The 22,145-nt window shown below is 44.7% G+C and carries 23 protein-coding genes and 2 pseudogenes; 11 read left to right on the top strand and 14 right to left on the bottom strand.

Going from position 1 to position 22,145, the window contains the following annotated elements; all coding sequences use genetic code 11:
* The first annotated feature begins 192 nt into the window (after positions 1-192).
* From IQ257_RS00870 to IQ257_RS00880, 3 genes are all read left to right on the top strand, one after another.
* Complete coding sequence (locus IQ257_RS00870) at positions 193-5,781, top strand: AAA family ATPase (RefSeq protein ID WP_193873063.1); 5,589 nt, start codon at positions 193-195, stop codon at positions 5,779-5,781.
* A 113-nt stretch (positions 5,782-5,894) separates the two neighbouring features.
* Positions 5,895-6,284, top strand: coding sequence for a response regulator (locus tag IQ257_RS00875; protein WP_193873064.1), 390 nt, complete (start codon positions 5,895-5,897; stop codon positions 6,282-6,284).
* A 3-nt stretch (positions 6,285-6,287) separates the two neighbouring features.
* Positions 6,288-7,499, top strand: a complete 1,212-nt coding sequence (locus IQ257_RS00880; protein ID WP_193873065.1) for an adenylate/guanylate cyclase domain-containing protein — start codon at positions 6,288-6,290, stop codon at positions 7,497-7,499.
* A gap of 123 nt (positions 7,500-7,622) precedes the next feature.
* On the opposite strand, the gene IQ257_RS00885 is transcribed toward IQ257_RS00880, so the two are convergent.
* The gene (locus IQ257_RS00885) at positions 7,623-8,858 is read right to left on the bottom strand and encodes a TetR family transcriptional regulator (RefSeq protein WP_193873066.1); all 1,236 of its coding nucleotides are present in this window, start codon (positions 8,856-8,858) and stop codon (positions 7,623-7,625) included.
* Between the two features lie 106 nt (positions 8,859-8,964).
* Between IQ257_RS00885 and IQ257_RS00890 the strand changes: the two genes are divergently transcribed.
* Positions 8,965-9,813: an acyl-CoA desaturase gene (locus IQ257_RS00890; RefSeq protein ID WP_193873067.1), complete on the top strand. Its 849-nt coding sequence runs from the start codon at positions 8,965-8,967 to the stop codon at positions 9,811-9,813.
* 142 nt (positions 9,814-9,955) lie between these two features.
* Entirely contained in the window at positions 9,956-10,159 is a 204-nt protein-coding gene (locus tag IQ257_RS00895) for an RNA-binding S4 domain-containing protein (protein WP_193873068.1), read from the top strand.
* 276 nt (positions 10,160-10,435) lie between these two features.
* Here the strand turns inward: IQ257_RS00895 and IQ257_RS00900 are convergent.
* The 11 genes and pseudogenes from IQ257_RS00900 to tnpA form a co-directional block, all read right to left on the bottom strand.
* Positions 10,436-11,461, bottom strand: a pseudogene (locus IQ257_RS00900) (BsuBI/PstI family type II restriction endonuclease).
* A 56-nt stretch (positions 11,462-11,517) separates the two neighbouring features.
* Entirely contained in the window at positions 11,518-11,790 is a 273-nt protein-coding gene (locus tag IQ257_RS00905) for a DNA cytosine methyltransferase (RefSeq protein ID WP_228060313.1), read from the bottom strand.
* Between the two features lie 127 nt (positions 11,791-11,917).
* Complete coding sequence (locus tag IQ257_RS00910; protein WP_193932895.1) at positions 11,918-12,580, bottom strand: Na(+)/H(+) antiporter subunit B; 663 nt, start codon at positions 12,578-12,580, stop codon at positions 11,918-11,920.
* Entirely contained in the window at positions 12,580-13,158 is a 579-nt protein-coding gene (locus IQ257_RS00915) for a DUF4040 domain-containing protein (RefSeq protein ID WP_193873070.1), read from the bottom strand. The genes IQ257_RS00910 and IQ257_RS00915 overlap by 1 nt, the downstream gene beginning before the upstream one ends.
* Positions 13,151-13,429 (bottom strand): monovalent cation/H(+) antiporter subunit G, encoded by a 279-nt coding sequence (locus IQ257_RS00920; protein WP_193873088.1) that lies wholly within the window; start codon positions 13,427-13,429, stop codon positions 13,151-13,153. The genes IQ257_RS00915 and IQ257_RS00920 overlap by 8 nt, the downstream gene beginning before the upstream one ends.
* Positions 13,430-13,649: 220 nt before the next feature.
* Complete coding sequence (locus IQ257_RS00925; RefSeq protein ID WP_193873071.1) at positions 13,650-13,910, bottom strand: hypothetical protein; 261 nt, start codon at positions 13,908-13,910, stop codon at positions 13,650-13,652.
* Positions 13,907-14,296 (bottom strand): Na+/H+ antiporter subunit E, encoded by a 390-nt coding sequence (locus tag IQ257_RS00930; RefSeq protein WP_193873072.1) that lies wholly within the window; start codon positions 14,294-14,296, stop codon positions 13,907-13,909. Before IQ257_RS00930 ends, IQ257_RS00925 begins: the two co-directional genes overlap by 4 nt.
* Positions 14,293-15,726, bottom strand: coding sequence for a cation:proton antiporter (locus tag IQ257_RS00935; RefSeq protein WP_193873073.1), 1,434 nt, complete (start codon positions 15,724-15,726; stop codon positions 14,293-14,295). The genes IQ257_RS00930 and IQ257_RS00935 overlap by 4 nt, the downstream gene beginning before the upstream one ends.
* A complete protein-coding gene (locus tag IQ257_RS00940) occupies positions 15,723-16,058 on the bottom strand; it encodes a cation:proton antiporter subunit C (RefSeq protein ID WP_193873074.1) in 336 nt (111 codons plus the stop codon). The genes IQ257_RS00935 and IQ257_RS00940 overlap by 4 nt, the downstream gene beginning before the upstream one ends.
* 82 nt (positions 16,059-16,140) lie before the next feature.
* Positions 16,141-16,263, bottom strand: coding sequence for a hypothetical protein (locus IQ257_RS30610; protein WP_265584453.1), 123 nt, complete (start codon positions 16,261-16,263; stop codon positions 16,141-16,143).
* 231 nt (positions 16,264-16,494) lie between these two features.
* Positions 16,495-16,908, bottom strand: coding sequence for an IS200/IS605 family transposase (tnpA, locus tag IQ257_RS00945; protein ID WP_193873075.1), 414 nt, complete (start codon positions 16,906-16,908; stop codon positions 16,495-16,497).
* Positions 16,909-16,975: 67 nt separating this feature from the next.
* On the opposite strand from tnpA, the gene IQ257_RS00950 reads away from it, so the two are divergent.
* The 6 genes and pseudogenes from IQ257_RS00950 (at position 16,976) to IQ257_RS00975 (ending at position 21,414) form a co-directional block, all read left to right on the top strand.
* Complete coding sequence (locus IQ257_RS00950; protein ID WP_193873076.1) at positions 16,976-18,364, top strand: RNA-guided endonuclease InsQ/TnpB family protein; 1,389 nt, start codon at positions 16,976-16,978, stop codon at positions 18,362-18,364.
* Between the two features lie 200 nt (positions 18,365-18,564).
* Positions 18,565-18,915, top strand: a pseudogene (locus IQ257_RS00955) (Rpn family recombination-promoting nuclease/putative transposase); the annotation flags it as partial.
* 121 nt (positions 18,916-19,036) lie between these two features.
* Positions 19,037-19,735: a Uma2 family endonuclease gene (locus tag IQ257_RS00960; protein ID WP_193873077.1), complete on the top strand. Its 699-nt coding sequence runs from the start codon at positions 19,037-19,039 to the stop codon at positions 19,733-19,735.
* Positions 19,736-19,737: 2 nt separating this feature from the next.
* On the top strand, positions 19,738-19,932 hold the full coding sequence (locus IQ257_RS00965) for a hypothetical protein (RefSeq protein WP_193873078.1): 195 nt from the start codon (positions 19,738-19,740) through the stop codon (positions 19,930-19,932).
* Positions 19,933-19,949: 17 nt separating this feature from the next.
* Complete coding sequence (locus IQ257_RS00970) at positions 19,950-20,426, top strand: hypothetical protein (protein WP_193873079.1); 477 nt, start codon at positions 19,950-19,952, stop codon at positions 20,424-20,426.
* A 226-nt stretch (positions 20,427-20,652) separates the two neighbouring features.
* Positions 20,653-21,414, top strand: coding sequence for a Uma2 family endonuclease (locus IQ257_RS00975; RefSeq protein WP_193873080.1), 762 nt, complete (start codon positions 20,653-20,655; stop codon positions 21,412-21,414).
* A 52-nt stretch (positions 21,415-21,466) separates the two neighbouring features.
* Here IQ257_RS00975 and IQ257_RS00980 read toward each other — a convergent pair whose 3' ends face one another.
* Both IQ257_RS00980 and IQ257_RS00985 read right to left on the bottom strand, forming a co-directional pair.
* Positions 21,467-21,724: a hypothetical protein gene (locus IQ257_RS00980; protein WP_193873081.1), complete on the bottom strand. Its 258-nt coding sequence runs from the start codon at positions 21,722-21,724 to the stop codon at positions 21,467-21,469.
* The gene (locus tag IQ257_RS00985) at positions 21,725-22,057 is read right to left on the bottom strand and encodes a hypothetical protein (RefSeq protein WP_193873082.1); all 333 of its coding nucleotides are present in this window, start codon (positions 22,055-22,057) and stop codon (positions 21,725-21,727) included. It abuts the gene before it with no gap.
* Positions 22,058-22,145: the final 88 nt, after the last annotated feature.

Consider the following 22,145-nt stretch of genomic DNA (forward strand, 5'->3'; position numbering starts at 1 on the left):
ACGCCTAGAAATTCCGATTTTAACAGCTATTGATCACGAAGGACAAGTTTCAAGCCATTATTTTAATTGATAGTATAAGGTAAGGTAAAGAAAATCAAACATAGGGTGGGTATTGTCTACCCTATAACGTATTAGTTTCGGGTGCGTTGCCATGACTATGTGATGAGTTCTTGCTGATCGCTTTAAACACCGATGTTAACAATTTCCGGTTATCGAATTATAGAGAAGCTGTATGAAAGTGCTAACTCTCTAGTTTATCGGGGTATCCGAGAACAGGATAACCAAACCGTCATTCTCAAAGCTCTGAAGCTGGATTATCCCACACCATCCGAACTTACCCGCTACAAACAGGAATATGAAATTACCCGTCAGTTAAATTTGGATGGGGTAGTTAAGGCGTATGGACTAGAACCTTATCAGCGAACGTTGGTAATAATTTTAGAGGATTTTAGGGGATTATCTTTAAAGCAATGGATGAGTCAGTCTTTTGGGGCGCAAGGATTTACGTCTTTACGAGACTTTTTAGCGATCGCGATTCAGATCACGGAAATTTTGGGAACGATTCATGCTGCCAATATTATCCATAAAGATATTAATCCGTCTAATATCCTCTTCAATCCAGAAACCAACCAAGTCAAACTCATTGACTTCAGCATTGCTACCCAATTAACTCATTCTAATCCTACCCTCAAAAATCCCAACCTCCTAGAAGGCACTTTAGACTACCTATCCCCAGAGCAAACAGGACGAATGAACTGTTTCATTGATTATCGCACCGACTTTTATTCCCTCGGTGTCACCTTCTACGAACTACTGGCAGGGAAGCTACCCTTTGATACCATTGATGCTTTGGAGTTGGTACACTGTCACATTGCCAAAGTCCCGATTGCACTCGCTCAACTGAACCCGGAAATTCCTAAAGTTGTTTCCAATATCGTCATGAAACTGATGGCGAAAACGGCACAGAAACGATATCAGAGTGCTTGGGGAATTAAAGCTGATTTAGAAGAATGCCTGAATCAATTAGAGACAACTGGCACCCTTCCTGATTTTCCCATTGGCACTCGAGATAGTTCTGAAAAGTTTCAAATTCCGCAAAAAATCTATGGTAGGGAACGGGACATTGAAACCTTGTTGGCGGCATTTGAACGAGTGGCAACAGATTCTGTAACGGATGAGTTAGCGGCTACATCTGTTGCCAGAGTAAAACTGATGTTGGTGATAGGATATTCCGGCATTGGTAAGTCATCCCTTGTGGCGGAAATTCACAAACCCATCACTGCAAAACGAGGTTATTTTATTTACGGAAAATTTGACCAGTTTCAGCAGAATGTTCCCTATTCGGCTGTCGTCAATGCGTTTCAAGCATTAATGCGGCAACTGCTAACTGAAAACGAAGCACAGCTAAGGGAATGGAAAGAAAAAATTTTAGCGGCATTGGGTGCTAGCGCTCAGATTATTATTGATGTCATTCCCGAAGTGGAATTGATTATCGGCAAGCAACTGCCAGTACCAGAATTAGGGTTTAGTGAGTGTCAAAATCGCTTTAATCGGGTTTTCCAAAACTTTATTCGGGTATTTGGTGTCAAAGAGCATCCCTTAGTCATCTTTCTAGATGATCTTCAGTGGATAGATTCGGCTAGCCTCCAGTTGCTGCAATTGATAATGATGGATACAGATATGCACTATCTGTTCCTAATTGGAGCGTATCGAGATAATGAGGTCAACTCTACTCATCCATTAATGATAACCCTTGAAGGGCTACAAAAGGCAGGAATTACTGTTAACAAGATAATCTTAGCACCGTTAGAGTTAGAGTCGATTAGCCAACTGATTGCTGAGACGTTACACGTAAATACAGGTTCACAGACATCCTTTCAACAGAGCCAGGAAATTGTCAAACCTTTAGCAACGTTAGTCAAACGAAAAACTGGCGGCAATCCTTTCTTTGTTCATGAGTTTCTCAAAGCCCTGCACGGTGAAAACTTAATCACCTTTGATGGTAATTCTCGTACCTGGCACTGGGATTGGGCTGAAATTGAGGCACAGGATATCACCGATAACGTTGTTGAGTTGATGGTTTGCAAGTTAAAAAAGCTGCCTACTTCCACTCAAGTCGTTTTGCGTTTAGGGGCTTGTGTGGGGAATAGTTTTGACTTAAATACCCTCTCCATCATTTGTGAAAAACCGCAAGCCGCTCTAGTTCAAGATTTATCTATAGCTGTTCATGCTGGATTAATTTTACCCATCTCCGAGTTAGATGAAGACTTATTAATCCAAACCTATAAATTTGGACACAGCCGCATTCAACAAGCCGCCTATGCCTTAATTGACGATAAAACCAAAGCAGTCATTCACTTACAAATTGGTCAACTGCTCCTCCAAAATACTCCCACCGATGCCTTATCAGAAACGATATTTAAAATTGTAGATTATTTCAATTGTGGGATTGCAGAGGAAACTCGTCAAGAGGAACGATATAAAATTACCCGACTTAATTGGATAGCCGGAGAAAAAGCTAAAGCAGCGATGGCTTATGGCGCAGCGTTCAAGTACTTTGAGACAGGACGATTACTTTTAACCTCAGATTCTTGGCAGACTCAGTATGATTTAACGGTATCGATTTATGATTCAGCGGTTGAAGCAGCATACTTGTGTGGCAACTTTCATCAGATGAACGACTTAGCAGAAGTTGTATTGCAGAATGCCCAAACGCTGCTAGAAACGGTAATAATTTATGAAGTCAAACTCCGAGCTTGTGTTGCCCAAAGCCAACTTAAAGCAGCCGTTACCCTGGGGCTACAAGTTCTAAAGTTATTCGGATTAGAATTTCCTCCTCAGCCCAGCCCTGTAGATATTCAGCAAGGACTAGAGGAGATAACATTACGTTTAGCGGGAAGAAGCCCTGCCGACTTAATTAACCTGCCCAAAATGACCGATGCTCACCAACTGGCAGCCATGCGGATTCTGGCGCTTTTAGGGACACCAACCTTTGTCGCTGTTCCGGAATTGCTACCCCTCATCGTATTCAAGCAAATTATCCTTTCTCTCAACTCTGGAAACACGTCAGCGTCAGCGTCGGCTTATGCCTTTTACGGGTTAATTCTCTGTGGGTTAGTCGGAGATATCGAAGCCGGTTATCAGTTTGGAAAACTGGCGTTAATGCTATCAAAATGCTTCAATTCCCAAGAATTTCAAGCCAAAATTATTGCGGTTTTTAATGCCACGATTGTTCATTGGAAAGACCATCTTCGTACAACGATAAACTCCTTCCTAGAAGGTTATCAAATCGGACGGGAGACGGGAGACTTTGAATTTGCTGCTCACTGTGCTTATAATCCCTGGCTCAACGCCTATTTCATCGGACACGAACTGACTAGTCTGGTGCGAGAGATGGCAAATTACAGTATTCAAATTGCTGAACTCAAGCAAGACACCATGCTGAATTACCTGAACATCTATCGGCAGGCTGTCTTGAACTTGATGAGTTTCCCTTCCTCTTCTAATAGCACCGAGGGACAAAATCCCTGTGTTTTAACGGGTGAGGCTTACAATGAAACTCAAATGCTACCCCTGCATCAACAGGCTAGCGATCGCACTGCACTTTACCACCTCTATCTCAACAAATTAATTCTGAATTATTACTTTCAAAATTTCGAGCAAGCGGTTGACTATGCCGAAATAACTGAGCAGTATCTAGATGGTGTCACAGGGTTAGTCGTTGTGCCGCTCTTGTGTTTTTATGATTCTCTGGCACGGCTAGCCGTTTATCCCAATAGTCCTGCATCCCAGCCCACTAGCCTGCTCGAAAAAATCCGATCCAACCAAGAAAAGATGCAGAAATGGGCAGAGCATTGCCCCATGAACTATTTACATAAATTTTACTTAGTTGAAGCTGAATCCCAACGAATTCTAGGTAACAAAGCTGAAGCTATTGAGAATTATGATCTCGCCATTGCCACCGCTCGAGAAAATGAGTATTTCAACGAAGAGGCACTGGCAAACGAACTCGCTGCCAGATTTTACCAGTCTTGGGGTAAACCCAAGCTTGCCCAATCCTACAGGCTAGATGCCTACTACGGCTACGTTCGCTGGGGGGCTACCGCCAAAGTTAAAGATTTAGAGTCAAAATACCCGCAGTTACTGACAGAAATCATGGCAGCAAAAAGCCCTACAGACATTCGCACGACTGTCACCAATGTCTCAACGAGTACTCAATCCGGTGATGTATTGGATTTGGCAACCGTGATGAAAGCCAGCCAAGTCATTGCTGGTGAAATTGTGCTGGATAAATTACTCCGCAATTTGATGAAAATTCTCATCGAAAATGCTGGAGCGCAAGTGGGCTACCTGCTTTTAGAAACAGAGAATCAATGGCGGATTGAAGCCTCTGGGGAAGTAGAGTGTGATAACTTCACGGTTTTGCAATCCCTTCCCCTAGATAACCACCTCCCCGAATCCGTGATCAACTACGTCACCCGCACCCGTGAAACCGTGGTTAAGCCTAATGCAACCCGTATTGGCAAATTTACCAATGATCCCTATATTCAAAAGCATCAGACGAAATCACTCTTCTGTGCGCCCCTCGTTAATCGAGGACAACTTGAGGGCATTGTTTATTTCGAGAATAATCTGATGGAAGGAGCCTTTACCGCTAACCGACTGGAAGTTTTACAACTTTTATCCGGACAAGCCGCTATTGCCATTGAAAATGCTCGATTATATGCCCATCTAGAAGCAAAAGTTGCCGAACGTACCCAAGAACTCTCCCAAACCCTCAACTATCTTCAAGCTACCCAAAATGGACTAATTCAATCGGAGAAAATGGCAGCCCTTGGACAACTCATTGCTGGCGTTGCTCACGAAATTAATACTCCCCTCGGAGCAATTCGCGCTTCGGCGAATAATACGGCAACTGCCCTTTCGGAGTCTCTAATCCAACTGCCCCAACTCCTGCAACGGCTCAATTCCCACCAACAAGTCCATTTCTTTACCCTCCTTGAGCACTCACTTGAGAGTAACACTCACATCACGTCCAAAGAAAAACGGCAATTTAAGCGCACTCTAACCCGTCAACTCGAAGACAACGGAATTGATAAACCTAGGCGTATTGCTGACACCTTAACTGATATGGGGATTTATCAAGAGATTGAACTTTTCTTACCCTTACTCAAAGACTCAGACGCGGACTGGATGTTGCAACTGGCATACAACCTTGTTCGCCTACAAAGCAACAGCAAGAACATCCTGACGGCTGTAGAGCGGGCATCTAAGGTCGTCTTTGCCCTGAAAAATTACGCCCGCTACGACCATACCGGTGAGAAACAACTCGTGCAACTGACCGAAGGTCTAGAAACGGTACTGGAATTATATAACAATCAACTCAAGCATGGCGTCGAGGTGATGCGAGCCTACCAGCCGTTGCCCCCCATCTGGTGCTATCCCGATGAACTGATTCAGGTGTGGACTAATTTAATTCACAACGCGGTTCAAGCTATGGAGAGTAAGGGTTTGTTAGAACTTGAGGTGTTTGAATCCGAGGGTGAAGCGGTGGTGCAAGTCACCGATTCCGGTTGTGGCATTCCCCCAGAGATTCAAGTTAAAATTTTTGAACCCTTCTTCACCACGAAGCCGGCTGGAGAAGGCAGTGGTTTGGGATTGGATATCGTCTACAAGATTATTGACAAACATCAAGGACGAATCGAGGTCGAGAGTAAACCTGGGCGCACTATCTTTAAAGTCTCGCTACCGATTGAGAGCAGTCAATCGTCGGATTCTTAGGCAATGCCAATAGATAAGTAGTCTGCTATAAATCAACGCAGAAGAAAAAAAATATCGGCTACCATTGGCAGTATATCCAACCATTCACTCACGGTTTTACGGAAAAATTAATCATGTCGAACACGGCAATTTTGTGTGTTGATGATGAAGGCGTCATTTTAGAAAGTCTCAAAGAGCAACTTAAACGGCATTTTGGTAGCCAATATCTCTATGAGGTGGCTGAAAGTGCTGAGGAAGCTTGGGACGTGATTGAAGAGTTGCAGGATGAAGCGGTCAATATTTTAATCATTGTCTCGGATTGGCTGATGCCGGGAATGAAAGGGGATGAGTTTCTCATTCAAGTTCATCAAAGATTTCCGGGAATTGTAAAGGTAATGCTGACCGGTCAAGCGGATGAGGAGGCGATTGAGCGTGCTAAACAAGAGGCGAATTTATACTCTTGCTTACACAAACCTTGGACGGAAGACGACTTGACGCAAATCATTACCTCTGCCTTAGCGTAACTGATGAGTAACCTGGCAATTATATGTGTTGACGATCAAGATGTTGTTTTAGAAAGTCTCACAGAGCAGCTCAAGCGTAACATGGGGGTCGATTATGAGATTGAAGGGGCAGAAAGTGGTGAAGAAGCCCTAGAGATTATTGAGGAATTGCAAGCCGATGGCATTGAAGTTGCTTTAATTGTTTGTGACCAAATCATGCCAGGGATGAAAGGGGATGAACTGCTGATTCAAATTCACACTCAGTATCCCAAGATTTTAAAGATTATGTTGACCGGACAGGCTAATGCTCAAGCGGTGGGTAATGCTGTCAATGCGGCAAATTTGTACCGTTACATTGCTAAACCTTGGGAAGAAACTGATCTGATTTTAACAGTGCGGGAAGCGCTGCGTCGTTATACGCAAGAGCAACAATTAGCCTTACAAAACGAAGCTTTGAAAAAGTTAACGGCGTCCTTAGAACAAAAAGTGGCGGAGCGCACTGCCGAACTCACCAAAGCAAATGCCCAGCTTCAACAGGAAATTTTAGAGCGTCAGCAAGCAGAGTTAGCGTTGCGTCTTGCCCAAGAAAAGTCAGAAGCGTTAATATTAAATATCTTACCTAAACAAATCGCCGACCAACTCAAACAGTATCAAGGCTCCCTTTCTGAGAGATTCGATGATGCCACTATTTTGTTGGCTGATATTGTTGATTTTACACCCTTGGCGGCTCAAATTTCACCTTTGGAACTTGTGAGCCTGCTCGGGTCAATTTTTTCTACCTTTGACGAACTGACTGAGCAGCATGGTTTAGAGAAAATTAAAACCATTGGGGATGCGTATATGGTAGCAGGCGGTTTGCCTGTGATTCGCCCTGATCATGGTGAAGCGATCGCGGAAATCGCCCTAGATATGCAGCAAGCGATTAACCGTTTCAAAACGAACAAGGGTGAATCGTTCCAAATGCGGATTGGCATTAATACAGGTCCTGTAGTCGCTGGGGTGATTGGCACCAAAAAATTCAGTTATGATTTGTGGGGCGATACAGTTAATGTTGCTGCCCGGATGGAATCATCGGGAATTCCGGGCAGGATTCAAGTTACAGCCCAGACGTATGATCGCTTGAAGGACAAGTATGAGTTTCAGGAACGGGGTGTGATCGAGGTTAAGGGTAAGGGGGAAATGATTACTTATTGGCTGATGGGCAGAAAGATAAACAACTATATCGAACTCAGGTGAAATGCGATGGCGAGGATAGCGATCGCATCTCTAAATACGATAGATGTAGATATCCCTATAGCAGTCCTAAATGAGATACAAACACCTCTCCGTTGCCCTCATGGAAGAATAGTAAAACTTGAACTATCCTTTTTGATCCAAGCGCACCGCCCTCTCCAAGGCAGTTTTTTCTCGTGCTCTACGCACATAAGGTTGTAACTCCTCCACATCCCAACCGCTGAGAATACTTAAATCTTCCAAGCTCATACCCCTGATCAGCATTTCTACGCACCAAGTCTGTCGGGCTTGCTTGATGGATAGGGGTTGACTCTCAGGAGTGGTTAACCCCGAGGTTAATTCCTGCCATACTCTAATTAAATCGTCCTGTGATATCCGTTGACCTGTATCATTCACAAACAATGCTGATTGGTCATCTTTGCGGTTTTTGAGCCATTGAGTTAAAGGATTGCGAGTATAAGAACCGTAGCGCTTTCCCATAATCCACTGATTCACTGGCACTTGCCGTACCGCACCTTGAGGGATTTGCAACAGGTGCTGGTTTGTATTGCTGATTTGATGCGATCGCTCTAAGGCAACTATCTCCTCAGGCAGCAAACCCGTACCAAGTAGCACGTATGCCAGAGCGTAATCCCGCAATCCCCGTTTTTTGGCTCCTTGCAGAATTGAATGAACCACAGAAGCTGATAAATCCCCTACAGTCTCAGACTCGAAGGGTGAAGTGTTATGGTTGTTTTCTAAGGGCTTAACCTGCATTTGTTCTGGTGAAACAGCTCCATGCAAGACTAATTCCACTAAATTTTCTAAGAAATCCTCGCGGTTGTCCCACAGTTGATGAAACTCGCTGGTTAATTCAATCACCAAATACCCGAACAGCATCAGGTTGAGCAAACTCGCTAATTTTTCCGCAGGCAAACGCAGGTGCAAGCCATCACGCTCGATTGCCGTCGCTAAGTATTGGGCAACGTCGTAATTGGCTTGAGTCACGCCCTGTCCGAGCGCTTGGCGGTTTTCAAGGGTGTATTGACCGGCTTCACCGACGACGGAGCGCAGTAACTCTGGAATCTGTTCAAGGGCTTGAATGCGATCGCTCGCATAGGTTTTCAAAACTTGCTCAACTGAGCTGGTTTGCTTTACCTGTTCCCTCAACACTTCTCCGAGACGGGTAAACACAGCAGAATCTTCAATCACCGCCAAAAGCAATCCCTGCTTATTTCCAAAGTGGCGGAACAGCGTCACTTCATTGACTTGAGCCAATTCTGCAATCTGTCGTGTTGTTGTCTCGATGACACCCTGAGAACTGAACAACTCAAGCGCTGCTCTGATCAAACGCGCCTTGGTTCCAGAACTGGTTCGAGACATAAGTAATAAAAATGTAAGTGACACTTGCATTTTGGCATTATCTTCGTTAGTATGGGAGCAGTGCAAGTAATACTTGCATTTCAAAGCCCATATAAAGTAAGTATTTATGACCAACAACTCACTTGCGGCTACCCCAGAAAACCAACCATCACTGAAGCTCAACTGGGTTAGCTTGGGGTTTTTTGCGACGATTCACGCTTTAGCAATGCTGGCTCCCTGGTTCTTTTCCTGGTCGGCGCTGGGTATTACCCTATTTCTGCACTGGTTGTTTGGCAGCATTGGTATCTGTTTAGGATATCACCGACTTTTGACTCATCGCAGTTTTCAGGTGCCCAAGTGGTTGGAATATATCATTACCACTATAGGAACATTAGCCCTGCAAGGGGGACCGGTCTTTTGGGTAGCCGGACACCGCCAGCATCATGCTCACCCAGAAGACGAATATAAAGACCCTTACTCAGCGAAACGAGGTTTTTGGTGGAGCCATATGTTCTGGCTGTTCTATCAGAAACCGGAGTTATTTGACAGCGAATACTATCGTAAGAATGCTCCTGACGTAGCGCGAGATCCTTACTATACCTGGCTCGATCGCTACTTCCTGCTGCTTCAGATTCCTCTGGGGGTGTTGCTATACCTGTTGGGAGGATGGAACTTTGTGATCTGGGGAATGTTTGTTAGATCCGTCTTTCTCTGGCACAGCACTTGGTTAATTAATTCGGCGACTCACCTGAGCGGTTATCAAACCTATGAAGTGACTGATGGTTCTCGCAACCTGTGGTGGGCAGCACTCTTAACCTATGGTGAAGGTTGGCACAACAACCACCATGCTAATCCCAATGTCGCCCCAGCCGGTCGGAAATGGTGGGAACTTGATGTAACCTGGTGGTCGATTCAAGTGATGCAAACGTTGGGTTTAGCGAAAAAAGTCGTTATGCCTCCCAAGAGTGCAACTTAGAGATTGAGTCAGGCGATCGCTTATCCCTCTAACTCTTAACTCTTAGCAGTTAGCTGGCACCGCACAACGCTAAACCTACAGCGATGGGCGGTTTTTTGTTATCTATAAGAATAATCAGTAATTTTTCCTTGGAACCTTTAGAATGAATGATGAATCTCAGACAATAAAACTAGATCAATTTCTCAAGTGGGCTGGTGTCGTCTCAACGGGTGGTCAAGCTAAACTGCTGATTCAGACAGGTGAGATTAAAGTGAATGGCGCAACTGAAACTCGACGCGGACGTAAATTATTAGTCGGGGATTGCGTGATGGTGCAAGGGGAAACCTATAGGGTGGAACTCCAGTAAAAGTGGGTCTTCCGTACTTAGTTTGCTAAACTATCAGTTTTAATGGCTCAGAAGCAAGTCAAACAAGAACTGTAGCACCTCAGTTCCTCAAAATAACTTGAAATCCGGAAATACAGCGGTTCCCGCTGTTACGTGATACAACAAATAACAATGAAATATAATATAGCGTTTCTCATAGTCATGAGGTACAGTACGACCCCCTCGCATCCCCCTTATAAAGAGGGACTTTGAGCTTCCAGTTCCACACACCTGTGTTGGTGTCACTGCGATCGCTCATCAGGAAGATAGTGGTGGAGAATACGAACCTAAGAACTTTTCTCCATCAAAATGAATCAGATGATCGGGTGTTTCGGCAATCCAGACTTCTGTCTCCCAAGCAATATCTGAAAGAAATTGGCGGAAAGTATTACGGTCAAGAAACGCAGTGACAAAAATAATATCAGCGGTACATTCCTCAGTGAGCTTCTTTAGCTCTAAAAGACGTACAGGTGAAATCGCGCCTGAACTATGAACAGCTTCTATCAGATAGAGCCAATTTCTTTCTTATGAGTAAGCTACAATGTCAGGTAACTCTCCATGAGACAGTTCAAAGAAGTTTAGCTTCTGAAGACGTTCTCTTTCCAGGTGAAGAAATTTGTTGGCAGTATCACCTACATATAATACTGCTGCACCATAGCCATAGCGAGGGAGGAATTCCTCGATAACGATTTTTTGTAATTCATTGTGCTTGCCGGGGCTAAACTTCAAAGTTTTGCCAGAAGGGAAATTAACAGGAATTAAATTTAGATCTCGCTTGTCGGATAGCTGTTCTTCTAGCGTTACTTTATTTAATAAAAAATCATCAACGCCATCTTCCCAGTTAACAGAACCAAAAGCTTTTATCAGAGGAGCATATTCTGGATTTAACGCAAAAGCTCTTGTTCCATCGTTCCGAGCCGCATTAGGATTTGCCGCGCTAGAAATTATGATTTCTGATAAAACAATTAGTTTGAGGTCTTTCCTTCTTATATCGTCATAAGAACTATCAGAAATATTTTCGTCAAAATTTTCATTCCAATACTTGATAATTTCTCTAGTTCTTAGAGCATGAGTACCATTGAACTCTTTTACTTTTGCCCAATCACTGCTAACTTTTACATTAGCCACAGCTAAGAAAGCCATACCTATTCGTTCCAGACGTCTTTGCGTCTGTTTCTCAAGAGGAACGCCAAACCTATCAAGAATGTATAAAGCTTCATTAATAAGCTTTTGCAGTTGCTGCGACTTTTTTGATTTAAAAATATACTGTGGCAATGTACGCATCAATACTTAGTTAAAATGGTAAAGATAGCTGTAGAGGAACGGTGTGCTGTTCTATCTCATTCACCAATCAACACAGGTGCAGAAGGTAAATCAGTTTCTGGAGTGAGAACAATTTCAGTACATTGACTTTTCAAGTTTTTCCTATAAGTTGCACATGAATCAGCATCCATTTCAAAACCATGTGTTTTGAAACCCTGTGCCTCAAAACCTAGTGATAAGCCACCACATCCGGCAAATAGATCGACTACTAGTGGATGGCTAGGTGTAGCAGGAGGTTTGAGTACACGGTTAATTTTTTCGACGTAGCTCATGTGCTGTTGGTAACGCATTAGGACGTACTCTTGACCTTGAAAAAAGACTCTTTCTAGCTTATCAACCTAGTCGTAACTTGTAGGGGGTGACTTTCACAACCGCAAGAGAATCAGCGCTGGAGAGTGCTCATTGGTCAATCAACTCTCACAACAATCCTCGATAATGAATAAAAAGCAAAACAACTGCCCAAGAACCCAAGGCAACTTTTACTGCCACCAATATGTTGAGCAAAGGGATAACCCCCCCGCTAACTAGTGTGCCCAACTCTCCGTGGGGTAATTCCACTCCAGCCAGAGTGATAACTGACAGGACAATGAAAACAAGAACCGAAACCTTCTCCCATCTAGAAGTGTGCCAACGTTTGTAAATCCCCTGCATCCACTCCGTTGATGAGGTAATCGCCACCAGGCCAATCGCCGTTCCCCCCGCCACTCCTGCGGCAAAACCTCCCCCCGGACTCAAATGCCCCCGAATCGCCAGTTCAATACCCACTAACGCGGTAATAGTCGCTCCCAGACGTGCCAGAATAATTGATGGTTCATCTGTAAATTGATAAATTGTGCAGAATGGTCTTTCATCAGTTAACAGAAACCGGGTTCCCATTACCGCGATCGTAAATACCACGACTTCAAAGATCGTGTCATACAGCCGATTCCTGAGAATAATACCTGTAACTGCATTGGGTACACCACTATCTTCTACCACCGATTTGACGATAGAGATATCCCCTGAGTCTGGTGCCGGATTTGGTCTGAGCAAGAATATAACGAACAGGGCTATCCCTGCGGCAATATAGATCCATTTCATCAATGTTCCTCCCCTGAATCTGGTGCATTTATATAGGTCAAGATTGTCGCGGGTGAAGACAGTTCGGCTTGCATGATCTCGTAAAGGCGTCGAACCCTGATCTGGGTGTGATAGGGTTGGTTTTCAGACTCTTGTACTAGCTGATCCTGGTTCTGCCGTCGGGCACAAGTCCCATGGATTTCTTTCTCCATCAGCGCCCGGTGCAAAGCCTGCTTATCTGTGTAGGGAACTAGTTCAAGACGCAGATAGTGTTTACCAAAAATTGTGCGTAAATCATCCACTAATTCCCCAAAATAACCTTCGTCATCTGTCTTGATTGCTCCATCTTCGAGTACACCAAGACGCATAACTAGCGATGAACGTACCGCGATCGCATAAAGTGTAATTGCCAGCAGAGTACCCATCAATGCTTGGGTCAAAGCAACATCCGCCGCCCCCAAAACCGCAAAAACTAATGAAGCCACTGCTCCCAATATTCCCTGAATAATCAGAGCATGGTAAGGATTGACCTGAACTACCAGCATGAATGCGGACAACGGCAGCAGTGCGGTTATGACATAAATATAGCTATCAGTCATGGCTACCCTCGCTACTGGAACAATATGCCAACACATACCCCAGCACTGTATTCCAGATTGCCAACGAAATCAGTCCCAGGACAAGTAGCGGCCATTCACTGGGTATCTTTAGGAGTAACCCAACAACGATACTCATGCTCCCTAGGGTATCTGCAACCGAAAGACTATGCAGCTTGAATAATACTGAGCGGTGACCAATTAGAGGAAAGGTTCCCCAAAACCAGAAGACAATTCCTAAACCGATTAAGGTGTAACTAAGCACGTTGATCATCGTATACATAAATGTTTCTGTCTCATACCAACTTTATTCAGACCCCCTAAATCCCCCTTGTAAAGGGGGACTTTGAATCTAGTTTCCCCCTTGATAAGTTTTCCCCCCGCCATTGAATTTTTTTAAATTTGAAAAAGGGGGACTTTGAATCTAGTTCCCCCCTTGATAAGGGGGGTTAGGGGGGTAAAATGTAGCACTATTTAACAAATTTGGTACTAGTTCACTCATTCCCTAAATCATTGATTCGTTTGAGGATATGTGCCAGCAACATTAATCCGGCATTGCCCACACTCAGAATGATGACCCCAACAACACCAATCATCCAATCATCACGGAAAACCGATACGACCAGGATCATGATTGATGTCTTAGTTGCAATACTGGCAAACGCCAACATTTTTTGCCAAATATCATCATCCTGCCATGCCTCATAAATGGGGATAAGCAGAGCCAGAATCATAGCGATTAATATCAGATTCATCGCTTTTTCCTCCGTCGCACCCGGTGTACTTCATACAAGCCCCTTTCGTGGTATTTCAAAACAATGGTCTTAGGCGTAAAGGTAATCAGAAATATATCCAGGAATATAAGCCCCGGCGTGCGTTGAGGTTTGACTCGTTCCATGATTACATCTTCGTGATTATGGGGACGGAAGATGATTTCAAATGCCTCAATATACGCCTGGGGAATCGCTACGATAATCTCACCTAAGACACGCAGCCAATCCTTTAATGCTTCCGGAGCTTTGTTACGACCCGGTAAGAGGAATGCGATACTGACACCGATGATAATATTTGCCAAACTCAGATCAGAGGTAAGCAAAAACCAGATGGTCAGTCGTAATATCAGATTCAGATGCCCAATCATACTGATACCATCCAGAACAGCAAAAGTAATATCAGACTCATCACCCCGATCAGATGGTCAAATTGCTCAAGGACACGGGGTAGCTTGAGTACAGATCGTTTAAAAATCAAAAAATATGCTAACCATCCCAGTCCAATAGTTGCGAGGGGTTTCACGATATTCTTAACGGTATATGCCTCAAAATACACACCATTTGCTGCAACCAGACCACCGAGCAAGAGAATCACCGCTAACCAGAAACCGGGTTTTACATTCCCTTTGCTGTCATTCCCATGCGGCAGAAAGATGAATTTGGCAAACGATATTGCCGTTCCCAGAGCCGCAACGTTCATGCCAATCACTTGCCAGGGCAGCAGATTCTTCGTCGTCAACACCTTCGCCCCAAAGCCGGACAACAAGGGAAAGCCTGAAATTGAGAAGCTAGCTATCACCAGGGCAATCCAGATGGGGGTATTAATTGGCTTATGTTGTAGTTCCTTGAGGTTACGGCTGGGTAAAGTCCCCGCTATCAAGAAAAGTGCTGATTTGACTAGTCCGTGGGTAAGCGCATAAAAACCTCCCACTACCGGGGCGGCGAGGATAAAGCCTAACTGAGAAATCGTGTGAAACGCCAGCATCCGTTTGGTATCTTTTTCAAAGACGGCATAGCCTACTCCTAGAAGTGCTGTCCCAACTCCAAAAATCCTGACGATGGGGTCAATCTCTTCCACCATCAGCGCACAGCGCACCAACGGAAAGACACCCGTTTTTACCACAACTCCCGATAGCATGGCTGATACTGGCGTTTCGGATTCGGAATGGGTTAAGGGCAACCATAATCCTGAGACAAAGATTCCCCCTTTTACTAACAGTCCCAGGAAGATGAGTGCCAGCGCTTCGGTTGGTGCGCCGCGTAACCCCTCAAAACGAAAGGAATGATGCGCCTGATAGACTAGCACCGCGCCCACCAGATAAAACAGCATAGCCGTATTGCTGACAAACATATAGCGCAAGGCTACCCAAATCGATCTGTCGGTTCGGGGATAGGCAATCAAGAGAAACGCGGCAATACTAATTACTTCTAACGCCACGTACAAACTGATGAAATCTGCACAGATAAAAGCGGCATTGACACTGCCATGCAAAATAATGGTCTGAGTATAAAAAAAAGCGGTTTTCTCGGTGCGCCAACAGTAGAAGATGACTGCTGCTGTCACTAGCGCATTGGTCAATATAAAGTAGCCGCTTAACTGATCGACTATTAATGTGACGCCGAAACTATCGAGTAACTCCAGTTGCAGGGGTGAATGTTCGAGAAATAGCTGCGATGCATATCCAGCGGAAATAAGAGAGACACCCAGTGCCAGGTAACGGTCAAGTTTGGGGAGTAGATAAATACTGAACCCCACAAAAAACGGTAGTGCAATCCAGGCAATCGTAATGGTATTCATGGGGTATTGCTCTTTTCGATCTCACTACTTTCCAAGGTGGGATTATCCCGTGCTAGCTTCATTACACCGACCAGCATTAAGCACTGAATCGAAAAGCCGATCACAATCCCCGTCAAGATGACCGCCTGGGGCACCGGATCGGAGTAAGTGCCATTGTTGGCATTTGCCACAATTGGCGTGAATAATCCGTCTCGCGATGCCACCAGCACGTAATAGGCGATAACGCCTGTGCTCATCACATCCATTGAGATGATCTTCATGACCAGGTTTTTTTTCAGGATGATGCCGAAAAATCCGCATAATATGGTTGCGAAGACGAATGCTTCTAACACGGGAATTGCCTATGAGTAAATACCTGTCAAACGATGCTAAAACATATATAGCACTTTTTTATAGTGCCAATATATGTTAACACTATTGAAAAGTGCCAAGGTCAACGATAGACTCATGCCACAGCAACTTGTCGCCTTGAGCGCTAAACTCCTCAACAATCAGATGACCTGGTATCATAAATATTGGCTGTAAGTACCTAAACATAATTTTTGTATGCTGTACTAAGAAATGTTAACCTGTCTCAAGCTCTTGGGGAAAGGATGGAAAAATCTACTCAATAATTTACGTCTAGTTAGGCAGGCGAGAGTCCCCACACCATAATTTTTAATTTGGTGTGGCGGTGAAAGCCGTGTGAGTTGAGGAGTGCTGTCTGACCAATTTTGAGCGAAGCGAGAATAGGAAAGACAGCAACGACGAAACGAACAATCCCTTACGCTACTCAACGGGTCGGTCTTGTTCTTCGATGTACTGCTTAAGTTGCTCAACCGTCACTCCTCCACAGGATGCAATGAAGTAGCCATTTGTCCATAGAACATCTTTGCGATAAAACTTGCTGACGCGCTCTGCAAACTCTTTCCTGAGATATCGACTGGAAACCGTTTTCAGGTTGTTGATTAGCTTGCTCAGTTCAGTTTGAGGCGTGTACTGAATCAGTAAATGAACGTGATCAATCTCACCGTTAAAATCAATTAACCGACCTTCCCACTTTTCCATGAGTGTTTTGAAAATTTCCTCCAGTCGGATCAACATTGGATCATTGAATAGTTTTCTACGATATTTTGGCGTTAACACTAAATGGCATTTGAGGTCTGAAACACCCCTCGCCTTATGAATAAAACCCTTGCTCATGATATTGACACTAAACCTTTTGCTTGTGCTAGCATAACACTAAGTCAAGTGTAAGGGTCGTAACGCAATGAAGACAACATTTCAGTATCGATTCTATCCAGACACTAAGCAGAAGCTAGAGCTTAACGAATGGCTCAGAATTTCTCGTTATTGGTATAACCGTCAATTAGGAGATCGCTTTGATTGGTGGCTGATGAATCGAACTCGTGTTGACGCTTGCCCGTTGGTAAGCAGCATTGCAGACTTACGTGATAAACCAAACTTCTATGCTCAGAAAAAGCAATTACCCATTCTGAAGCAGGATTTGGTCAAGGTTTGGCATAGCGGTGAATTGCTTGATTTCTCTGGCGTAGATGCCAGCGTTTTACAGGAAGTATCGAAGCGCGTAGACAAAGCTATGAATCGCTTCATTATGGGAGATAGCAACGGCAATAAGTCAGGCAAGCCCCGATTCAAGACTGTTGCGGACTTCAGAACGCTGACGTTTGCGGATGGTAAGGCAATCAAGCTTTCTCTGATTCGTAAGCATTGGATGTACATCCGACTGCCTAAACTGGGAGTCGTCAAAGTGCGGATGCACCGGGAAATCCCAGAAGGATTCACGATTAAGCAGGTCAGTGTGACCAAGAAAGCTGACGGATGGTTCATGCAAATCATGCTGGAAGATCCAGCCGTCCCAGATTTTGTCCCAGGCGAGGTCATTCCAACTTGGGATAACTCAATGGGTGTGGATGCCGTGTTGAATGAGGATGTCTATCTGGCAACCTCAGAAGGTGAAAAACTCCCCTCCCTGAAGCCGCTCAGGAAGAATCAAGCCAAGCTTGACCGCATCTCAACCAGACGTAACAAGCGTATACGTGGATCTAAAGCACGTCGCAAACTGGCAAAACGAGAGGCAAAACAGCATCAACGGATTGCCAGATCTCGTAAAGATTTTCAGTACAAAACCGCTCACAAATTAGTAAAAACTGGAAAGAAAGTCTTCTTTCATGAAGACCTCAATCTCAAGGGTTTAACCAAGCGCAACAAGGCAAAGCAGGCGGATGATGGGATTTTCCTCCCCAATGGTCAATCCGCTAAATCAGGGTTGAATAAATCCTGGTTAGACGCCGCATTTGGTAACTTTTTTAAGACGCTGGACTACATAGCCGCAAAAGCTGGAGCAGTTGTCATTCCGCAAAAACCTGCTTATTCGTCAATGGTTCTCTGCTATCGGGATGAAATCATCTTTACTGATTGCAGCATTAGAAACTATTGGGATGAGCAACATTCTTTGAAGGTTGACCGTGATATCAATGCCGCCATCAACCTGAAAAGGCTTGGGTTGGACATTTTCCCAAGCATAAAACGCCGTAGTGGGAAGTTGGTCGTAGTTGGAACTATGGCTCAGAGTACCACGAAGGAAATCCTTCATACCCTTCATCGGGCTGTTGGAAGCCTACCCTGTAATCTCTGATTCAGGGTAGGAGTATGTCACTTATTCAACCTTACCAATTCTTTAACGGGACTTAAACCTTGGCTTACAGTTTTTCCCATTTCACATTTAGCGGTTGGCTTTTTCCCATTAATCGCATTGATGAATCGAGTGCGAGGTACTATTCCCGACACCTCATATTCAGCAGATTTCTTATTTTCCTCTGCCTAGAGTGATGGAAGAGCGATAAATGGATATATTTTATCAAAAGTGCTAGAGGATTAGAGACTATACTTGAAACAGTGGCACAGGTGCCGGAAATACGCAAAGCGTTTGAAGTGGCGAATCAAGCGACTTTGACTCGTGAAGAGTTAGAAGTGCTAGAGCAGCGAGAAATCTATATTCACGACCAACGGAATGCGATTAAACTGGCATTGAGAGAGGGCTTTGAACAGGGAATTCAAGTCGGACGAGAACAGGGTATTCAGGAATCTAAAGTAGAAATAGCTAGGAAAATGATCGGGGTTGTAGATGAAGACACAATTAGTCGTATCACTGGTTTGAGTTTGGACGAGGTGCGACGGTTGAGGTAGAAACTTAGCTGTCGTTCCCAAGTCCATTCATGCGAGAGTACAACATCCGTTACCAAATCCGTTGCCACCTGTCATAAATTTATAATGGGATTGGGATTATCAGTATCTAGAAAGCCAACTCATGCTAGAGTACGACCCATTAGATTGCCTACCCTCTGCTGAAGAGCTGCCTGATTCTGACGATACTCCTGTGGATAATGAGCTGCAAGATTTAATTCCCTCATTGCTGAAGGCGATACTGGCGCTGTTGTGGGAAGAGCGGTGGGATTGGTTTTTTGGGGTGGATATGGGAGTTTATTATCACCCAGAGGAACCTGCGATTGTGCCGGATGGGTTTTTGAGTGTGGGGGTAGAGCGGTTTATTGATGAGGACTTGCGACTATCTTATGTGCTGTGGGAAGAGCAGGTTGTGCCAATTCTGGTGTTAGAGGTAGTGTCTCATAAGCGGCGGGGGGAATATAGCACGAAGAAACGACTGTATGGAGAGATGGGGGTGCTGTACTATGTGGTTTATAATCCTCTTCGCCGTCGTAAATCGACTCTGGAAGTGTATCGGTTGGTGGATGGGGTGTACCAGTTGCAGTCGGGAAATCCGGTGTGGTTAGCGGAAATTGGATTAGGGATTGGTGCAGAGCGGGGGATGTATCAGGGAATCACGAGGGAGTGGTTGTATTGGTATGATCAGCAGGGGCAGAGATTTCTGACGCCGGAGGAGCAGATTGAGCAGGAGAGACAGCGGGTGCAAGAAGAAAGAAATCGGGTTCAATTGTTAGAGGAGCGACTCAGGACGCTTGGCGTTGATCCTGACTCTTTGTTTTGAAAATGAACAACTCAAACAACGGCAATGAAAATATTCATGCAGCAGCGTCTGAAGAAGACTGTGAGGAAATGGGTAAAAAGTATGGCTGGAAATTGATGGAAGTTAGGAATAACGGGGATAAGACCTTGCCTAAAGATTGTGTGTTTGAGGGAGAACAGAACTCGTTTCAAGATATGTGGCATGACCATCAAGACTAGATTGAGAGGCAACACAAATGGCAGAGCTAGAAGTTTACGACCATTTAGAGGGTAAAGAAACCCTGGTCATTTACATGGCGAAGTCTGGAGAAGGTCGGATTCGTCTTTCTGGTGGACTGTTGACTCAAGACCGAGAAACTCGAATTTTGAGGGATGCCTATGACTATCGACCTGTTCATCAGCGGCAGGTTAAAATTGGAGAACGCTTGATGTGTAGTGCCACTGTCGGTGGTGGTGGACTTCAAACCCGTCGAATTCTTCCTACAGATTGGGTGGTTACGGAAGTGGAAACCTATGAGCCATCGGCGGATATTCCAGGCTTTAGAGAGGTGATTATTGCTTACTGTGAACGAAAGCCTTTGAGTTTGGCAGAGTTTAAAGCTGCAATTTATGACAACAACGTGAAGGTTTCGGTTGACTCTTTTGGTGGTGATGAAAAAGCTTATCAAGAATTTCTGAAGAGTCAAAGTGCAAAGGGATATGTACAAGTGTGAATAACTTTTATCCTCATAGCAATGTTTGGGTTCAAAGATACAAAAAGAGCGATCGCGCCTTATACTCAGCTTACTCTTGAAATCGGCATCCGCTACATCTGTTACTCAATCCGTTGCCACATCATCTTCCCCTACCAGAACCCGGACTTTTCCAAAAAGTTGGGGTTCTAATTGCTGGTGTGCTAAAAGCCTACAATGAAGTTAGCTGTAGCTTCTAAGCCAACTCATGTTAGAGTACAACCTGTTAGATTGTCTGCCCTCGGCTGAAGATCTCCCTGATTCTGACGATACCCCAGTGGATAATGAGCTGCAAGATTTGATTCCCTCGTTGCTGAAAGCGGTACTAGCGCTATTGTGGGTAGAGCGGTGGGATTGGTTTTTTGGGGTAGATATGGGAGTTTATTATCACCCAGAGAAACCTGCGATTGTGCCGGATGGGTTTTTGAGTATCGGGGTAGAGCGGTTTATTGATGAGGACTTGCGCCTATCTTATGTGCTGTGGGAAGAGCAGGTTGTGCCAATTCTGGTGTTAGAGGTAGTGTCTCATAAGCGGCGGGGGGAATATAGCACGAAGAAACGACTGTATGGAGAGATGGGGGTGCTGTACTATGTGGTTTATAATCCCTTGCGTCGTCGTAAATCGACTCTGGAAGTATATCGGTTGGTGGATGGGGTGTATCAGTTGCAGTCGGGAAATCCGGTGTGGTTAGCGGAAATTGGATTGGGGATTGGTGCAGAGCGGGGGATGTATCAGGGGATTAGGCGGGAGTGGTTGTATTGGTATGATGAGCAGGGGCAGAGAATCTTGACGCCGGAGGAGCAGATTGAGCAGGAGAGACAACGAGTGCAAGAGGCGGAACAACTTGCTCAACAAGAAAGACAACGCACTAGAGAGGCGGAACAACTTGCTCAACAGGAAAGACAGCGGGTGCAATTGTTAGAGGAGAGACTCAGGGCGCTTGGGGTTGATCCTGAGTCTTTATTGTGAAAGGGAATCTAACTTTCACCATGGGCGTTGAGGGTGGATGGGATACCGACCATTAGGGAAACTGACCGTAGTTGTATTGCACCGCTACTACATCAATATGCTGGTCAGATACAGCGCGATACATCACATACCAATGCTTGAACTTAATAAAATACAAATCCGTGTATTTCTCTGAAGTACAATGCATTCCCTGACCCACAAATACCAAACTCCGCAGAAACTCGCGCAAGGGTTGACGGAATTGTTGAGGTACACCGCCCTTTTGATTCCTGATGTCATCTAGAGCGGCTTTCTGAAAGGTGACTCGCATTTAGTCTCCGAATACCTCTGCTTCTTCTTCAGGAGTGGCAAACTCCCCTCGATGGGAAGTGGCAATTGCCTCTTCTAAACGTTCAAGAGAGCCATGCTGTTGTTCGTAGGTTTTCAGAAATGCTGGGGTGATGGCTTGTTTGGTTTCAAGCCAGTTTTTGATTAATGCTTCGTAGTGGTTAGGATTGACTAGATAGGCAACAGTCTCACCATTGCGCGTCACTAACACGTCAGCATTCCTCGCCATCTCAGCAATTTTGGCGGTATTTTTGAGTTCGGTAACTTGAGCGTGCCGCAGCGGAAAATCCGGGTCTTTGACAATGATGTTACTCATGCTGATAACCTTATAAGGGTATAATTAAGTCTGTATTGTATCCTAAAAGTCCTACTTCGGGTGTCGTGGTGACATCAACACCCCGTTG

Source organism: Coleofasciculus sp. LEGE 07092 (assembly GCF_015207375.1).
Lineage (GTDB): Bacteria > Cyanobacteriota > Cyanobacteriia > Cyanobacteriales > Coleofasciculaceae > LEGE-07092.

Coding starts and splice junctions, on each gene's coding strand:
- IQ257_RS00870 (WP_193873063.1), top strand. CDS start 193: ATGTTAACAATTTCCGGTTATCGAATTATAGAGAAGCTGTATGAAAGT.
- IQ257_RS00875 (WP_193873064.1), top strand. CDS start 5,895: ATGTCGAACACGGCAATTTTGTGTGTTGATGATGAAGGCGTCATTTTA.
- IQ257_RS00880 (WP_193873065.1), top strand. CDS start 6,288: ATGAGTAACCTGGCAATTATATGTGTTGACGATCAAGATGTTGTTTTA.
- IQ257_RS00885 (WP_193873066.1), bottom strand. CDS start 8,858: ATGTCTCGAACCAGTTCTGGAACCAAGGCGCGTTTGATCAGAGCAGCG.
- IQ257_RS00890 (WP_193873067.1), top strand. CDS start 8,965: ATGACCAACAACTCACTTGCGGCTACCCCAGAAAACCAACCATCACTG.
- IQ257_RS00895 (WP_193873068.1), top strand. CDS start 9,956: ATGAATGATGAATCTCAGACAATAAAACTAGATCAATTTCTCAAGTGG.
- IQ257_RS00905 (WP_228060313.1), bottom strand. CDS start 11,790: ATGCGTTACCAACAGCACATGAGCTACGTCGAAAAAATTAACCGTGTA.
- IQ257_RS00910 (WP_193932895.1), bottom strand. CDS start 12,580: ATGAAATGGATCTATATTGCCGCAGGGATAGCCCTGTTCGTTATATTC.
- IQ257_RS00915 (WP_193873070.1), bottom strand. CDS start 13,158: ATGACTGATAGCTATATTTATGTCATAACCGCACTGCTGCCGTTGTCC.
- IQ257_RS00920 (WP_193873088.1), bottom strand. CDS start 13,429: ATGATCAACGTGCTTAGTTACACCTTAATCGGTTTAGGAATTGTCTTC.
- IQ257_RS00925 (WP_193873071.1), bottom strand. CDS start 13,910: ATGAATCTGATATTAATCGCTATGATTCTGGCTCTGCTTATCCCCATT.
- IQ257_RS00930 (WP_193873072.1), bottom strand. CDS start 14,296: ATGATTGGGCATCTGAATCTGATATTACGACTGACCATCTGGTTTTTG.
- IQ257_RS00935 (WP_193873073.1), bottom strand. CDS start 15,726: ATGAATACCATTACGATTGCCTGGATTGCACTACCGTTTTTTGTGGGG.
- IQ257_RS30610 (WP_265584453.1), bottom strand. CDS start 16,263: ATGTTTAGGTACTTACAGCCAATATTTATGATACCAGGTCATCTGATT.
- tnpA (WP_193873075.1), bottom strand. CDS start 16,908: ATGAGCAAGGGTTTTATTCATAAGGCGAGGGGTGTTTCAGACCTCAAA.
- IQ257_RS00950 (WP_193873076.1), top strand. CDS start 16,976: ATGAAGACAACATTTCAGTATCGATTCTATCCAGACACTAAGCAGAAG.
- IQ257_RS00960 (WP_193873077.1), top strand. CDS start 19,037: ATGCTAGAGTACGACCCATTAGATTGCCTACCCTCTGCTGAAGAGCTG.
- IQ257_RS00965 (WP_193873078.1), top strand. CDS start 19,738: ATGAACAACTCAAACAACGGCAATGAAAATATTCATGCAGCAGCGTCT.
- IQ257_RS00970 (WP_193873079.1), top strand. CDS start 19,950: ATGGCAGAGCTAGAAGTTTACGACCATTTAGAGGGTAAAGAAACCCTG.
- IQ257_RS00975 (WP_193873080.1), top strand. CDS start 20,653: ATGTTAGAGTACAACCTGTTAGATTGTCTGCCCTCGGCTGAAGATCTC.
- IQ257_RS00980 (WP_193873081.1), bottom strand. CDS start 21,724: ATGCGAGTCACCTTTCAGAAAGCCGCTCTAGATGACATCAGGAATCAA.
- IQ257_RS00985 (WP_193873082.1), bottom strand. CDS start 22,057: ATGAGTAACATCATTGTCAAAGACCCGGATTTTCCGCTGCGGCACGCT.